This is a genomic window from Streptomyces sp. NPDC040432 (assembly GCF_055595445.1).
The window spans coordinates 293,435-307,101 of sequence record NZ_JBVIVP010000001.1 but is presented as its reverse complement, the minus strand read 5'-3'; the positions used below and the strand labels follow the sequence as shown (position 1 = coordinate 307,101).

Below are 13,667 nucleotides of genomic sequence, written 5' to 3'. Positions count from 1 at the left end.
CCAAAGCCTTTCAGGCCGACGCCCGCCGCACCAGCGCCGTCGGCGTGATGACCGGGCGGGGCGCCCTCCCCGCGCCCCGCCGGTCCTCCAGCGACCGCAGCAGCAGCCGGGCCATCAGCCGGCCCATGCCCTCGATGTCCTGACGCACCGTCGTCAACGGTGGATCCGTCGCCTCCGCCACCGACTCGGCGTCGTCGAAACCCACCAGCGCCACGTCCTCGGGGACCCTGCGGCCCCGCGCCCGCAGGGCCTCCAGCGCACCCGTCGCCATCAGGTCGTTCGCGGCGAACACGGCGTCGAGGTCGGGCCTGCGCTCCAGCAGCGCGGCCATCGCCCGGGCCCCGCCGGCCGCCGTGAAGTCCCCCTCGGCCAACAACCCCGGATCGGCTCCCGGCAGCACGTCGAGGTACCCGTCCAGCCGGTCGGTGGCCGAGGTCTGGTCGCGGGGTCCGGCGATGTGCGCGATCCGCCGACGCCCTTGGTCGAGCAGGTGCCGTACGGCCTGGCGCGCGCCCCCGCGGTTGTCCGCGTCCACGTAAGCGACCCCGCCGGGTGAGCCCTCCGCGTCCGGTGCGGCCGTCCAGCCCGGGCGACCCCCGTAGACCGTCGGCAGGCCTATGCGGCGGGTGATCGCGGGGAGCGGATCGTCGGTGTGCAGGGAGAAGGCCAGCGCCCCGTCGACGTGCCCGCCGGCCAGATAGCGTTCGATCCGCTCGTAGTCCCGGTGGTCCTCCACCAGCAGCAGCACCAACTGCGTGTCGCTCGCCGTCAGTTCCCTGCTGATGCCGCGGACCTGCCGGGAGAAGAACGGATCGGAGAAGATCCGCACCTCCGGTTCCGCGATGATGACGGCGACGGCCCCGGTCCGCCGGGTGACGAGGGTGCGGGCGGCCGGATTGGGCACGTAGCCCAGTTCGCGGACGGCCTCCTTGACCTTGTCCACCAGATGCGGACGCACCCCCTCGCCGCCGTTGACCACGCGGGACGCGGTCGCCCGGGAGACCCCGGCTGCCGCCGCGACGGCCTCCAGGGTGGGGCGGCCGGCGGGCGCCGCGGCCGTCCGGGGCGTCACGGAAAGCTGATCGGGCACGGATGGTCCTCCTGCCTCTGCGGGGGCGCTCGCCTCGCCGGGCAGCAGGGTAACCCGTACCGCCGGGCCCCGAGGGGGCTCCGGCGGTACGGGGCCGTCACCAGCGGGTGCCCTGGGCCGGTCCGGTCGGCGGGGCCGGGCTGCCGAGGATCCGCACGGACGACCGGTCGACGACGCCGTCGTACACCGCGTACGAGGTGGGTTCGCGCGGGAGGAAGGGGCCCGCTCCGTTCCTGGCGGAGGCCGGCGGGGCGAGCGGCGAACACCTCCGGAGGTATCGGGCGGCGGCCGTCATCGGGCGAAGTGGAACCGGTTGAGGTTCACGAAGTCGGCCGGCCGGCCGCTGGTGAACGTCAGGTACACGTCGTGGACGCCGCCGACCGCCGTCATGTTCGCCGGTACGGTCCGCCAGCTCTGCCAGCCCCCGGTCCCGGCGATGGCGAAGCTGCCGACGGGCGGGCCGGTGCGGCTGTCGAGTCGGACCTCCACGAGGCCGCTCACCCCACCGGTCGCCCCGCTCGCGACCCGGGCCAGGAACTGCCCGGCCGTCCCGGAGCCGAAGTCGACGCCCGTGAACCGGGCCCAGTCGCCGTTCCCGATCGAAGTGACGTCCTGACCGCCGCCGGTGTCGGTGGTGGTCTCGACGGCGAGCCCGCCGGCCCGTCGAACTCGTCGAGGAACACCTGGGACCAGCCGGGCGGGACGGGAGGGGCGGCCCAGGCCGCCGGGGCGGACGCCCCGGCGGGCAGGACGGAGGCCGTGACGGCGGCCGCGAGCACGCCGAGGGTGCTCAGAGCCGCGATGACGGTGCGACGTAAGGACGGCCGATCTGTGCCGGATGGCTCACGCATGGATGTCCTCTCCGAGACGTCCGAAGGCGTGGTACAGGGGAGGTGAGGGGGAGCGGAGTCCGTGGCGGGATCCTCTTGAGAGCGCTCTCAAAGCCGCGCCGCCGGCCACTGTGCTCCCCCGCCCCCGGTGTCGTCAAGAGTTGTAACGGAGAAGGGAGTTGAGGGCGGAGTGGATTGCTCCGCCGGACGCGGGCGACTCCGGATCAGGGGGACGGCGGCAGGATGACGGTGACCCCGGCCCCCACCGCCGAACCCATCGCGGTGAGCGCCGCCGGGGCGGCGTCCAGACCGATGCGCGAGGTGACGAGCAGGTCCGGCCGCAGCGTTCCCGAGCGGACCAGTTCCAGCATCGGCGGGTAGGCGTGAGCGGCCATCCCGTGGCTGCCCAGGACCTCCAACTCCCAGCCGATCACCCGGTCCATGGGCAGGACGGCGGGGCCGGCCGCCGCCGGCAACAGCCCGACCTGCACGTGCCGGCCCCGTCGGCGCAGCCCGGCCACCGAGGCGGCCGCGGTCGCGGGGGAGCCCAGGGCGTCCAGCGAGAGGTGCGCGCCACCACCGGAGAGCTCCCGCACCGCCTCCGCCGTGCCCCCGGGGCCGGCATCCGCGGGGTTCACGCAGGAGGCCGCCCCGAAGGCGCGGGCCAGTTCCAGTGCGCCCGGCGCGGTGTCCACGGCGATCACCCGGGCTCCGGCCGCGACCGCGACCATCACGGCGGACAGGCCGACCCCGCCGCAGCCGTGGACGGCGACCCACTCGCCCGGGGCCGCCCTGCCCCGGGCGGTCACCGCCCGGAACGCCGTCGCGAAGCGGCACCCCAGGCCGGCGGCCGTGGCGAAGGACACCCCTTCGGGGACGGCCACCAGGTTCACGTCGGCGTGGTCCAGGGCCACGTACTCGGCGAAGGAACCCCAGTGGGTGAACCCGGGCTGTGTCTGGCGCGCGCACACCTGGTGGTGGCCCGCGACGCAGTCCGCGCAGCTCCCGCAGGCGCAGACGAACGGTACGGTCACCCGGTCCCCGGGCCGCCATGCGGTGACCGCGGGCCCGACCGCCTCGACCACTCCGGCCAGTTCGTGGCCGGGCACGTGCGGCAGCACGATGTCAGGGTCGTGGCCCATCCAGCCGTGCCAGTCGCTCCGGCACAGTCCCGTCGCCTCGACGCGCACGACGGCGCCGTCCGGGGCCGGATCCGGATCGGGTACCTCCCGTACCTCGGGCAACTCCCCGTACCGCTCGAACACCACAGCGCGCATGACATCTCCCTTTCGTCGCACGCCGGGCCGGGGCCCGGACGCATCGGTCACGAGAATGTTCGGGCCTTGTCGCCGGACGGGCCGGTGAGAGGCTACGCGGGCGCGGGCCGTCGTGGGCCGCGGACCGTCACCGCCCGGGAGGAACCGTGGACCGCGAGGGGAAGGCCGCTGTCGCCGCCGTGCTGATCGCCGTCGCCGCCGTGCTCGGCGCCACCTCGCAGGCCGTCGCCTCCGCCGGGGAGAAGCAGGCCGAGGTCATCCGGTGGATCCGGCCCTGCGCAGGGCCAGGTCCGCCAGGGACCGCGGCGCGTCGGCCTGGCCGCGGATCCCCGGGAAGGCGTTGACGTCGACGATCAGGGGCGCGCCGTCGAGGGTCTCGATGAAGTCCACGCCGTAGACGTCCAGTCCGAAGACCCCGCCCACCCGCAGCGCGGATTCCGCCCACTGCGCGGGGAGTCGGTGGTGGGAGGTGGCCGGTTCCTCGGCCCCGGGCGCCAGTTCGGAGCGCCGCAGGGCCGTGAAGACCCGGCCCCCCACGACCCACACCTTGTGGTCCCAGCCGTTGTTGGGGGCGAAGTCCTGCACCACGACGGGCTCCCGGGCCCAGGTCGGCACCAGGGCCCGCAGCCCGTCCGATCCGTCGACCCGGGCGACCAGGTCGTGCTTGCGGCTGCGCCGGCTCTTGACCACGAGCGGTCGGTCCGCCCGGCCGTCCGTCGAGGAAACCAACTCCGCGAGGGTGTCGTACGCACGGGTGGTGGCAAAGGGAAGCCCTGCGGCGCGGGCCGATTCCGCCATCGTGATCCGGTCCTGGCAGCGTTCGGTGGCCGTCGCGGAGTTGAGCACCACGGAGCCCCGTCCCTCCAACTCCCGGGCCAGTTCCAGCGCCGCCGGGGTCCGGGCCTTGAGCAGGCACACGTCGGGCGTCGCCCCGCGCGCGGCCGCGGCGCCCGCCGCCGGGTCCAGTACCAGCACCGTGTGTCGCGCGGCGAGCAGCGCCGCGGTCGCCGCGAGCAGCGGATGCCCCGGGTCGGGGCAGATCAGGGCGATCCTCACTTGCCGTCCCCCGCCCGGGCCACGGCCTGCGCGGGGATCGACAGGGGGAGCGCGGAGTACGCCGCCACGGAAGCCCCGGGCGCGGACCGCGGCGGCACCGAAGGGCCGGGGACGACCTGAGCGGCCACGGACACCCCGGGCCCGGGCGTCAGGGCCATGCCGGGCGCGGGCGTCCGGGGTGCGGGTGTTCCGGGCACGGCGGGCCCCGCCGCCGGCACCCCCGCCGCCGGCCTTGCGGTGCCGCCCGCGCCGGCCAGCGCGAGGACGGCCCGCGCCACCCTGGCGGCGGCATCGGGGACCTGACGGAAGCTCGGGAAGTCGTTCACGTCGACCACCACCGGCCCGTCGGGACCGAGCAGCACGTCCACCCCGTAGAGGTCGAGCCCGTAGACCGCACCCACCCGGGCGGCGATCGACGCGACCTCGGCCGGCAGCGGCACCCGCCGCTCGCGCACGGCCGGGTCGGGGTGCAGGGGGGAGCAGCGCTCGGTGGCGAACAGTTCGCCGTCGACGCAGTACACCTTGATGTCGGTGCCCGGGTTGGGCACGTACGGCTGAGCGATGAGCATGCCCTCGCCCGCGAGCACGGGGAGGAGTTCCGCCAGCCGGTCCGGGGACGGTACGAGGTGCACGGCGCGGCCGGAGCTGCCGTCGGCGGGCTTGACCACGAGGGGGTACTCCGAGTCCGGTACCTCCGCCAGCAGTTCGGGTCGGGCCACCGCGTAGGTCGGCGGCATCGGCAGACCGTGCGCACTGCCGAGGGCGGCGGCGAGGGCCTTGTCGCGTACACCGCGGATCGAGCGGGCGTCGTTGATCGTCGTCGTGCCGGTGGCCGCCGCGGCCTCCAGGAGGGTGAGCCCCGGGCCTCCGGAGACGGTCTTGAGGACCCAGGCGTCGTGCGCGCCGGCCCGTACGACCTCGGCCATGCGCAGCAGCGAGCCGCCCGGCCGGACGACGTCGACCCGGTGCCCCCAGGAGGTCAGTTGCCGGATCACCTCGTTCGGCATGCCGTCGTGGCGGTAGTGCTCCTCCACCAGGAAGCAGAGCCTCATGGACCTTCCCCATATTCCCCGGACGTCCGCCGCCGATCCCGTCCGGCGAGTTGTGACGTCACAGGATGCCATGTCATAGCCCCGAAACCGCTCCAGACCTGTCCTTAGTGGGCGCTACATAGCGTGACTTCCGTCAAGACCTTTCCTAAACGATCAGCAATCCTCTTATAGTTGTCCCTCGTTGCCACAGGAACCCTCTCTTCCATATACGCCCGGTTTGAGGCTTTGATTGATGACGGCGTCGCCTTCCCCCCTTCGCCCCGCTGCGCTCGCCCTGCTGATCACCGCAGTGGCCACCGGCGCCCTCTCCATGGCGGCGGTGGCCGCGGCCCCGTCGTCGGTCCGCGAACCGCTCGGCTGGTTCTCCGCGTCGGGCTCCCTGGTGCTCTCGGTCGCGGCCTGCGCCCTCACCTGGACCGCGCGCGGATCCCGTCTGCTGCGGGGTCGGCTCACCGCCCTCACCCGTGAACTCGCCGACCGCGACGCCCATCTCGCCCGCCTCACCGCCGAGGCGACCCGGGAGACGGCCGCCCGGACGGCCGAGCGCACCCGCCTCGTCGCCGAGCACACCGCCGAGGTGGAGCGGCTGACCGCGGCGCGGGCCGCGGACCGCGAACACCTGACGGCCTCCCACGCCGCCGAACTCGACCGCATGACCTCCGCCCAGCTGGCCTCCCGCGAGCGCCTCGGCGAGGAGCTCAGACGCGCCCGCTCCGGCCGCGCCGCCGCGATGGCCGCCGCCGCCAACGCCGCCGGCCGGATGCAGGCGCTCGCCACCGGAATGCTCGCCGACCTGCGGGACATGGAGCACCGGCACGCCGACGAGGACGTCCTCGGCGACCTGCTCCACCTCGATCACCGCACCGCCCAGGCGGGCCGCCTCGCCGACTCCATCGCCGTCCTCACCGGAGCCCGCTCGGGCCGCCGCTGGGCGAAGCCGATCGTCATGGAGTCCATCCTGCGCGGCGCCATGGGCCGCATCGGCGGCTACCAGCGCGTACGCCTGCACTCCACGAGCGAGGCCGCCGTCGCCGGCCACGCCGCCGAGGGCGTCATGCACGCCCTCGCGGAGCTCCTCGACAACGCCGCGAACTTCTCACCGCCGAACGCCGAGGTCCACGTCTACGTGGAAGAGGTCCCGGCCGGCGTCATCATCACCGTCGAGGACAGCGGACTCGTCATGAGCGAGGTCCAGCTGCGGCGCGCCGAACAGGCCGTGACCGCCGAGTCGCTGGACCTGGCCGGGCTCTCCGGCACCCGCCTCGGACTGGCCGTCGTGGGTCGCCTGGCCCGCAAGCACGGGCTGACCGTCTCCTTCCGGCCCTCCGCGCGCGGCGGTACCGGCGCGCTCATGATGCTGCCGCAGGAACTGATCAGCCGCACCGCGGCCGAGACCCTGCCCGCCCCGGCCCTCGTGGCCGCACCGGCCGCTCCGGCGCTCGCGGCCGTACCCGTACCCCCGGCCGTCCCGGAGGCGGAGCCCGCCCACCAGGGCCCCGTCGAACCCGACGGCGCGGCGCCGGTACGGCAGTACGCCCCCCGGACGGAAGGCCCGGCCGACGCCGCCGCCGGCACAGAGGACTCCGAATCCACCGGCCCGAACCCGGTGATCGGCGAGAGCGGACTGCCCCGGAGGCGGCGCGGCCGGACCATGGCCGCCGCCCACCCCGAGGGCCCCGACGCCGCGGGAGCGGCGGCCCGCAACCCGGCCGCCCCCACCGGCGCGTCCCAGTCCGCCGCCCGTTTCGGCAGCTTCCGCCAGGCCGTGCGCGGCAACTCGGCGCAGCAGCCCCCGAACCCCCCGCACCCGGAAGGCAACACGCGATGACCGGCACCACCACCGACGAGACGCTCAGCTGGCTCCTGGAAGGACTCCTGGAGCGCACCCCCGGCGCCCGGCACGCCCTCGTGCTGTCCCGTGACGGCCTGAAGCTGTGCCGCACCCCCGAGCTCTCCGTCGACCAGGCCGACCAGCTCGCCGCCATCGCCGCCGGCATCCAGAGCCTTTCCCACGGCGCGTCCATCGAGTTCGGCGACGGAACCGGCGGAGTCCGTTCGGCGATGGCCGAGTTCTACGGCGGGATCCTCTTCATCGTCGAGGCCGGCGAGGGCGCACACCTCGCGCTGGTCGCCGACGAGGAGGCCGACGCCGGCTTCGTCGGCCACAACATGTCCGAACTGGTCGAGCAGCTGAGCGAACATCTGATCGCCAGGCCCCGGGGTTGAGCCGCGGCAGGCCGGGCCGGGACGACTCCCCGGACCGGCTCTACACCCTCACCGGCGGCCGTAGCCGCTCCGGTTCGGACGCGTTCGACCTCGTGACCCTGGTGGTCACGGAGTGCGACCCGGTCCCCGGCATGCAGTCCGAACACGTGGCGATCCTGCGGATGTGCCGGTTCCCGACGGCCGTCGTGGAGATCGCGGCCGAGCTCGGCCTGCCGGTGTCCATCGTGCGGATCCTCCTCGCCGATCTGCTCGGGACCGGGCGCATCAGCGCCCGGCACCCGCGTTCGACGTACCTCCTTCCCGACCTCGACATCCTGGAGCAGGTGCTCGTTGGACTCCGCAACCTCTGACCGGGGCACGCCCCGGCAGGCGCTCAGCAGCACCGCCGACAACGGCCTGAAGATCGTCATCGTGGGCGGCTTCGGCGTCGGCAAGACCACCATGGTCCGCTCGGTCAGCGAGATCCGTCCGCTGAACACCGAGGAGACGATGACCAAGGCGGGCGAGGCCGTCGACGACACCTCCGGGGTCGGCGCCAAGACCGCCACCACGGTGGCCTTCGACTTCGGACGCATCACCCTCGACGCCCACAACGTGCTCTACCTGTTCGGCGCCCCCGGACAGGAACGGTTCTGGTTCCTCTGGGACAGGCTGTTCTCCGGCACCCTCGGCGCCGTCGTCCTGGTGGACACCCGCCGGCTCGCCGACTCCTGGTACGCCATCGACCGCCTCGAACACCACGGCACCCCCTTCGTGGTCGCCTGCAACGACTTCGGCGGTCCCTCCCACACCCCCGAGCAGATCCGGGAGGCGCTCGACCTGCCCCCCGAGGTGCCCCTGCTGTTCTGCGACGCCCGCTCGCGCGCCTCCAGCAAGCAGGTGCTCATCTCCCTCGTCGAGCACCTCCAGCACCTCCAGCGCCACCAGACGGCCGTCCTGCACACGATCCCGGAGCCCACCCCGTGACCACCCCCGAGCCCCAGCCCGTCTACCTCGGCGGCCCCCGCTTCCAGACCGACCCCATCGAGCTGTACCGGGAGATGCGCCGCGACCACGGCGCGGTGGCCCCCGTCGTGCTCGACGGGGACGTGCCGGCCTGGCTGGTCCTCGGCTACCGCGAACTGCACCAGGTCACCAGCGATCCGCAGCTCTTCTCCCGCGACTCCGACCTGTGGAACCAGTGGGACGCCATCCCCGCCGACTGGCCGCTCCTGCCGATGATCGGCCGCAAGCAGCCGTCGATCCTCTACACCGTGGGCGAACGCCACCGCGAACGCGCCGCCGTCATCTCCGGCGCCCTCGAAGCCGTCGACCCCTTCGAACTCAAGGGCCACGCCGAACGCTTCGCCGACGAACTGATCGACGGCCTGTGCGGCCGGGGAACCTGCGACCTCGTCGGCGAGTACGCCATGCTCCTGCCGCTGCGCGTCCTCGCACGCCTCTACGGCTTCTCGGACGAGCAGGGCCCCGGCCTCGTCACCGCCATGAACGACATGATCAACGGTCGGGCGGGCGCCTTGGAGGGCCAACGCCACCTCGGCGAGTCCATGTACGGCCTGCTCACCGCGAAGCAGGCCGTCCCCGGCCCGGACGTCGCCTCCCGCATGCTCGCGAACACCGCGGGCTTCACCCTGGACGAGGTCGCGCAGGACCTCATGGTGATGATGGCCGCCGGCCACCAACCGACGGCCGACTGGATCGGCAACACCCTGCGCCTGATGCTCACCGACGACCGGTTCGCCGCCTCCCTCGCCGGCGGCCGGCACAGCGTCGGCGAGGCCATGAACGAAGTCCTCTGGGAGGACACCCCCACCCAGAACGTCGCCGGACGCTGGACCTCCCGCGACACCAAGCTCGGCGGACAGCACATCGGCCGCGGCGACCTGGTCCTGCTGGGCCTGGCCGCCGCCAACGGGGACCCGCACGTACGCACCGACGCGGGGTCCCTCACGGGCGGGAACAACGCCTTCTTCTCCTTCGGTCACGGCGAACACCGGTGCCCGTTCCCCGCCCAGGAGGTCGCCGAGGTCATCGCGCGGACCGGCATCGAGGTCCTCCTCGACCGACTCCCGGACGTCGACCTGGCCGGCCCGGCCGACGGACTCACCCGGCGGCCGTCGCCCTGGCTGCGCGGACTCTCGGAACTCCCCGTGACCTTCACCCCGACCCCCGCCCTTGGAGCCACCCGATGACCTGCCCGATCGACCACACCGGCCCCGCCCCCCTCGTCCTCGACCCCTTCGTCACCGACCTCGACGCCGAGAGCGCCGCGCTGCGCGCCGCCGGCCCGCTGGTACCCGTGGTCCTGCCGGGCGGTGTCGAGGTGTACGCCGTCACGCACCACGCCGAGGCCAGAAGACTCCTGACCGACCCAAGAGTGGTCAAGGACATCAACGTCTGGGGGGCCTGGCAGCGCGACGAGATACCCGCGGACTGGCCGCTGATCGGCCTCGCCAACCCCGGCCGTTCCATGCTCACCGTCGACGGCGACGAGCACCGCCGGCTGCGCACCCTGGTCGCCCAGGCCCTGACCGTCCGCCGGGTGGAGAAGCTGCGGGCCGGCATCGAGGCACTGACCACGCGGATGCTCGACGCACTGGCCGAGCTCCCCGCCGGCGGGAGCGTCGACCTGAAGGCCGGCTTCGCGTACCCGTTGCCCATGAACGTCATCAGCGAACTCATGGGCGTGGACGCGGCCGAACACCCGCGTCTGAAGGCCCTCTTCGAGAAGTTCTTCTCCACCCAGACCCGGCCCGAGGAGGTCCCGCAGATGATGGCGGACCTCGGAGCGCTGTTCTCCCGGATCGTGGAGTCCAAGCGGGAGAACCCCGGCGACGACCTGACCAGCGCCCTCATCGCGGCCTCCGAGGACGGCGACCACCTCAGCACCGAGGAGATCACCAACACCCTCCAACTGATGGTCGCGGCGGGCCACGAGACGACGATCAGCCTCATCGTCAACGCCGTCGTCGCCCTGGAGACCCACCCGGAGCAGCGGGCCCTCGTCCTGAAGGGCGAGGTCCCGTGGGAGAACGTCATCGAGGAGACCCTGCGCTGGGCCACCCCGACCTCGCACGTCCTGATCCGCTTCGCCGCCGAGGACATCGAGGTCGGCGACCGGATCCTGCCCCGCGGCGCGGGCCTGATCGTCTCCTTCGGAGCCCTCGGCCGCGACGAGGCACAGCACGGTGGGACGGCGGGAGCGTTCGACGTCACCCGCACCCCGAACCGGCACATCTCCTTCGGCCACGGCCCCCACGTCTGCCCCGGCGCGGCCCTGTCCCGGCTGGAGGCCCTGGTGGCCCTGCCCGCGCTCTACGCCCGGTTCCCCGACCTGCGCCTGGCCGTGTCCCGCGAGGAACTGCGCAACAAGCCGATCCTCACCCAGAACGACCTCTTCGACCTGCCGGTCCACCTGACCGCGTAGCGGACCGGAGGGTCCCGGCCCCGCCCCGTCCGGCGGGGCCGGCGGCGCCGCACCGGCGGTGCGCCCGGCCGCGAGCCGCGGAAATCGAATGGCCATCGTACGAACGGCGTTGCTAGGTTGATCACGTGCCGAAGCTGAATCAGATCATCGCAGTCGAAAAGGGCGTCAAGTCCAAGTCCCTCCAGGAGCTCACCCAGGCTCACCACGACGTGCAGAAGCCCGCGCTGCTGGCCGGCATCTCGCGTACGTACCAGCCCAAGGACGAGGAGGGCGAGCAACTGCCCCCCGAGTCCACCCGGGTGCAGGTCAAGGCGGAGGACGTGCTGCGGTCGACGGCTGCCACGCTGACGCGCCTCTTCGACGTCACGGCCACCAAGGACTGGGCGAACCGCACCGCGGCGGCGGACATCGTCGTCGACGGGAACGTGCTGCTCGCCCAGGTGCCGGTGCCCTACCTGCTCTTCCTGGAGAAGCAGTTGACCGACCTGCACACCTTCGTGCGGAAGCTGCCGGTCCTCGACGCCTCCGAATCCTGGAACCTCGACCCGTCGACGGACTCCTGGAAGACGGAGGCCGTGCGCACGATCCGCACCAAGAAGGTGCCGCGCAACCACGTCAAGGCCGAGGCGACCGAGAAGCACCCGGCCCAGGTCGAGGTGTACTACGAGGACGTCGCCGTCGGCTACTGGACCACCGTGAAGTTCTCCGGTGCCCTGCCCGCCCGCCGTGTCAACGAACTCCTCGACAAGGTGGAGCGCCTCCAGCAGGCCGTGAAGTTCGCCCGCGAGGAGGCCAACAACGCCGAGGTCACCGACCAGCGGGTCGGCGACGCGGTGTTCGGCTACCTCTTCAGGTAGCCCCGAGATCGCCCCCTGTGTCGCAGGGGGTGCGCGAGAGCGCAAGCTGAAACTGATGTTGAAGCTGAAACAGGGGTGTCATTTGGGGGTTCGAATCCCTCCCCCGGCACCACATGCCGGGGTGGCCCAAGCTGGTACAGGCGGCCCCTATCAAATTCAGACTATCGCTCCAGTCTCAGTATTCGCCGCCGAACACCGGATCGACCGGACCGGGACGATCACCGACGGATGGGGGTTCAAGTCCCCCCTGCGCCTCTCTCGTGGCGCGGTAGTTCAACGGTAGAACACGTCGGCCTCAGCATGATCCCGGTTCTTGAACGCAGCCGGTGTGCGCAATTGGGTGGCAAACAGGAGCCCGGGAGCTGGACATGCTCCCGGGCTCCGTCACGCCCCCGGCCCGGAGGCCGGGGCGCGCTCCCCGCCCCGCTACGCGGGCGCGGGCACCGGCACGGACACGAAGGTCCGCCCCGCCTCGTTCTCGACGAGGACCTCCTTCACCTGTGCGGGATCCACCGCCGCCGTACCGTCCAGCGAGGCACCCTTGCCCTCGCCGTGCTCGGCCGTGCCCACGACCCAGCCCCCCGCGGTCGTCCTCGTACCGTCCCGGGCGACCACGACCAGCCGGCAGCGCTCGCCCGGCGGCAGACCCGTCACCGCCACGTGCACCCGCACCCACTTCGGGGCCGGCGTCACCTGCACGGTCATCCGCGCGCCCGTGCCCCGGTCCGTCGCCGAGGCGACCCGAGTACCGGCCACCGGGGGAGAGGGTGCCGCGGAAACGGTCGGCGACGGCGGCGGAGGCAACGCGAGGCCCGGACCGGCGTCCCCTCCGAGCCGGGTACCGGCCCAGAAGACCGCCGCCATCGAAGCGGCCGCCGCCACTCCCACGAACGCGATGCGCCGCCGAGAGGCGGCGGCCCGCTCACCGCGGACCTGCCGCAGCGTCCGCTGGAGCAGCAGGTCGCCGCCCTGCGGGGGACCGTCGAGGAACGCCTCCTCGGGGACCTCGCCCAGCACGCTCTCCAACTCGCGCAAAGCCGTCACCTCCTCACGGCACCCCGAGCAGGTGCCGAGGTGCTCCTCGACCCGCCGCACGTCATCCTCGTCCAGGACACCGAGCACGTACGGTCCGAGCAGTTCCTCCTCGTGCCGCTGCCGGTTCATGCCACCACCTCCCGCAGTCCGCCGGGCTGCTGGGGCGGCCGGGCTGATCGTCTGTCCTTGCTGTCGTCCCTGCCGCTGTCCGAGAACACCTCGCGCAGTGCCTTGAGGGCGTAGTGCGCGCGTGACTTCACCGTCCCCGCCGGTATCCCGAGGCGGTCCGCCGCCTCGGACACGCTGCGCTGGCGGTAGTACAACTCCGTCAGTACGTCCCTGTGTTCCGGGGTGAGCCGGTCAAGGGCGCCGAGGACGGTCATCGCGTCCACCACCGAGTCCGCGTGGTCGACCTCCACCGGCGGCGCCGCCGACGAGCCGGACACCTCCGCCGGCCGGGCGGCCTTGGCCCGGTACCGGTCGGTGATGATGTTGCGGGCCACCGTGAGCAGCCAGCCGCGCACCGAGCCCTTCCCGTTGACGAGGACCTCGGAATGCCGCCACGCCCGGATCAGCGTCTCCTGGACGATGTCCTCGGCGGCGGCCCGGTCCCCGGTCAGCCGCGTCGCGTACGCGAGCAGGGCGTGGCCGTGCTCCTCGTAGACCGTCCTGATCAGTGCTTCGTCGGTCGAGCCCCGCCGAGTGCGGGGCCACAGTGGTCCGGCCATCTCACCCTCTCCGTCCTCCTCGTGTTACGTGGTGCGGTCGGAACACGCCGGGGGCGGACCGATGGTTCACGTGAGGTGCGTCACTCGCG

The 13,667-nt window shown here is 73.0% G+C and carries 14 protein-coding genes and 1 pseudogene; 7 read left to right on the top strand and 8 right to left on the bottom strand.

Translation table 11 applies throughout. From position 1 onward, the window contains the following. Positions 1–10: 10 nt before the first annotated feature. The 6 genes and pseudogenes from ACZ58N_RS01435 to ACZ58N_RS01410 form a co-directional block, all read right to left on the bottom strand. A complete protein-coding gene (locus tag ACZ58N_RS01435; RefSeq protein WP_471154186.1) occupies positions 11–1,090 on the bottom strand; it encodes a LacI family DNA-binding transcriptional regulator in 1,080 nt (359 codons plus the stop codon). 97 nt (positions 1,091–1,187) lie between these two features. Beyond that, positions 1,188–1,385, bottom strand: a complete 198-nt coding sequence (locus tag ACZ58N_RS01430) for a hypothetical protein (protein WP_471154184.1) — start codon at positions 1,383–1,385, stop codon at positions 1,188–1,190. Continuing rightward, positions 1,382–1,744, bottom strand: a pseudogene (locus tag ACZ58N_RS01425) (carbohydrate-binding protein); the annotation flags it as partial. The gene ACZ58N_RS01430 and the pseudogene ACZ58N_RS01425, both read right to left, overlap by 4 nt. Before the next feature lie 400 nt (positions 1,745–2,144). Further along, the gene (locus ACZ58N_RS01420; protein ID WP_471154181.1) at positions 2,145–3,197 is read right to left on the bottom strand and encodes a zinc-dependent alcohol dehydrogenase family protein; all 1,053 of its coding nucleotides are present in this window, start codon (positions 3,195–3,197) and stop codon (positions 2,145–2,147) included. 255 nt (positions 3,198–3,452) lie between these two features. Beyond that, the gene (locus ACZ58N_RS01415; protein WP_471154179.1) at positions 3,453–4,253 is read right to left on the bottom strand and encodes an ATP-grasp domain-containing protein; all 801 of its coding nucleotides are present in this window, start codon (positions 4,251–4,253) and stop codon (positions 3,453–3,455) included. Beyond that, complete coding sequence (locus tag ACZ58N_RS01410; protein WP_471154176.1) at positions 4,250–5,305, bottom strand: ATP-grasp domain-containing protein; 1,056 nt, start codon at positions 5,303–5,305, stop codon at positions 4,250–4,252. The genes ACZ58N_RS01415 and ACZ58N_RS01410 overlap by 4 nt, the downstream gene beginning before the upstream one ends. Before the next feature lie 232 nt (positions 5,306–5,537). Between ACZ58N_RS01410 and ACZ58N_RS01405 the strand changes: the two genes are divergently transcribed. The 7 genes from ACZ58N_RS01405 (at position 5,538) to ACZ58N_RS01375 (ending at position 11,815) form a co-directional block, all read left to right on the top strand. Beyond that, positions 5,538–7,133, top strand: a complete 1,596-nt coding sequence (locus ACZ58N_RS01405; RefSeq protein WP_471154173.1) for a sensor histidine kinase — start codon at positions 5,538–5,540, stop codon at positions 7,131–7,133. Continuing rightward, positions 7,130–7,531 carry a roadblock/LC7 domain-containing protein gene (locus tag ACZ58N_RS01400; protein WP_281210250.1) on the top strand — a complete coding sequence of 134 codons (402 nt, stop codon included), beginning with the start codon at positions 7,130–7,132 and terminating at the stop codon, positions 7,529–7,531. The genes ACZ58N_RS01405 and ACZ58N_RS01400 overlap by 4 nt, the downstream gene beginning before the upstream one ends. After that, positions 7,528–7,881 carry a DUF742 domain-containing protein gene (locus tag ACZ58N_RS01395; protein WP_471154169.1) on the top strand — a complete coding sequence of 118 codons (354 nt, stop codon included), beginning with the start codon at positions 7,528–7,530 and terminating at the stop codon, positions 7,879–7,881. Before ACZ58N_RS01400 ends, ACZ58N_RS01395 begins: the two co-directional genes overlap by 4 nt. Then, positions 7,862–8,497 (top strand): GTP-binding protein, encoded by a 636-nt coding sequence (locus ACZ58N_RS01390; RefSeq protein WP_471154168.1) that lies wholly within the window; start codon positions 7,862–7,864, stop codon positions 8,495–8,497. The genes ACZ58N_RS01395 and ACZ58N_RS01390 overlap by 20 nt, the downstream gene beginning before the upstream one ends. Beyond that, positions 8,494–9,723 carry a cytochrome P450 gene (locus tag ACZ58N_RS01385; protein WP_471154165.1) on the top strand — a complete coding sequence of 410 codons (1,230 nt, stop codon included), beginning with the start codon at positions 8,494–8,496 and terminating at the stop codon, positions 9,721–9,723. The genes ACZ58N_RS01390 and ACZ58N_RS01385 overlap by 4 nt, the downstream gene beginning before the upstream one ends. After that, on the top strand, positions 9,720–10,958 hold the full coding sequence (locus ACZ58N_RS01380; RefSeq protein ID WP_471154162.1) for a cytochrome P450 family protein: 1,239 nt from the start codon (positions 9,720–9,722) through the stop codon (positions 10,956–10,958). The genes ACZ58N_RS01385 and ACZ58N_RS01380 overlap by 4 nt, the downstream gene beginning before the upstream one ends. 125 nt (positions 10,959–11,083) lie before the next feature. Beyond that, the gene (locus tag ACZ58N_RS01375) at positions 11,084–11,815 is read left to right on the top strand and encodes a DUF7873 family protein (protein ID WP_471154159.1); all 732 of its coding nucleotides are present in this window, start codon (positions 11,084–11,086) and stop codon (positions 11,813–11,815) included. Positions 11,816–12,241: 426 nt separating this feature from the next. Here the strand turns inward: ACZ58N_RS01375 and ACZ58N_RS01370 are convergent, their stop codons facing one another. Together ACZ58N_RS01370 and ACZ58N_RS01365 are read right to left on the bottom strand one after the other, a co-directional pair. Then, entirely contained in the window at positions 12,242–12,979 is a 738-nt protein-coding gene (locus ACZ58N_RS01370) for an anti-sigma factor (RefSeq protein ID WP_471154157.1), read from the bottom strand. After that, positions 12,976–13,578 (bottom strand): sigma-70 family RNA polymerase sigma factor, encoded by a 603-nt coding sequence (locus ACZ58N_RS01365; protein WP_471154155.1) that lies wholly within the window; start codon positions 13,576–13,578, stop codon positions 12,976–12,978. The genes ACZ58N_RS01370 and ACZ58N_RS01365 overlap by 4 nt, the downstream gene beginning before the upstream one ends. Between the last annotated feature and the right edge of the window lie 89 nt (positions 13,579–13,667).

What these genes read in the sequence shown, in the direction of transcription:
- ACZ58N_RS01370 (WP_471154157.1), bottom strand. Translation starts at nt 12,979, where the DNA reads ATGAACCGGCAGCGGCACGAGGAGGAACTGCTCGGACCGTACGTGCTC.
- ACZ58N_RS01430 (WP_471154184.1), bottom strand. Translation starts at nt 1,385, where the DNA reads ATGACGGCCGCCGCCCGATACCTCCGGAGGTGTTCGCCGCTCGCCCCG.
- ACZ58N_RS01380 (WP_471154162.1), top strand. Translation starts at nt 9,720, where the DNA reads ATGACCTGCCCGATCGACCACACCGGCCCCGCCCCCCTCGTCCTCGAC.
- ACZ58N_RS01420 (WP_471154181.1), bottom strand. Translation starts at nt 3,197, where the DNA reads ATGCGCGCTGTGGTGTTCGAGCGGTACGGGGAGTTGCCCGAGGTACGG.
- ACZ58N_RS01410 (WP_471154176.1), bottom strand. Translation starts at nt 5,305, where the DNA reads ATGAGGCTCTGCTTCCTGGTGGAGGAGCACTACCGCCACGACGGCATG.
- ACZ58N_RS01405 (WP_471154173.1), top strand. Translation starts at nt 5,538, where the DNA reads ATGACGGCGTCGCCTTCCCCCCTTCGCCCCGCTGCGCTCGCCCTGCTG.
- ACZ58N_RS01400 (WP_281210250.1), top strand. Translation starts at nt 7,130, where the DNA reads ATGACCGGCACCACCACCGACGAGACGCTCAGCTGGCTCCTGGAAGGA.
- ACZ58N_RS01365 (WP_471154155.1), bottom strand. Translation starts at nt 13,578, where the DNA reads ATGGCCGGACCACTGTGGCCCCGCACTCGGCGGGGCTCGACCGACGAA.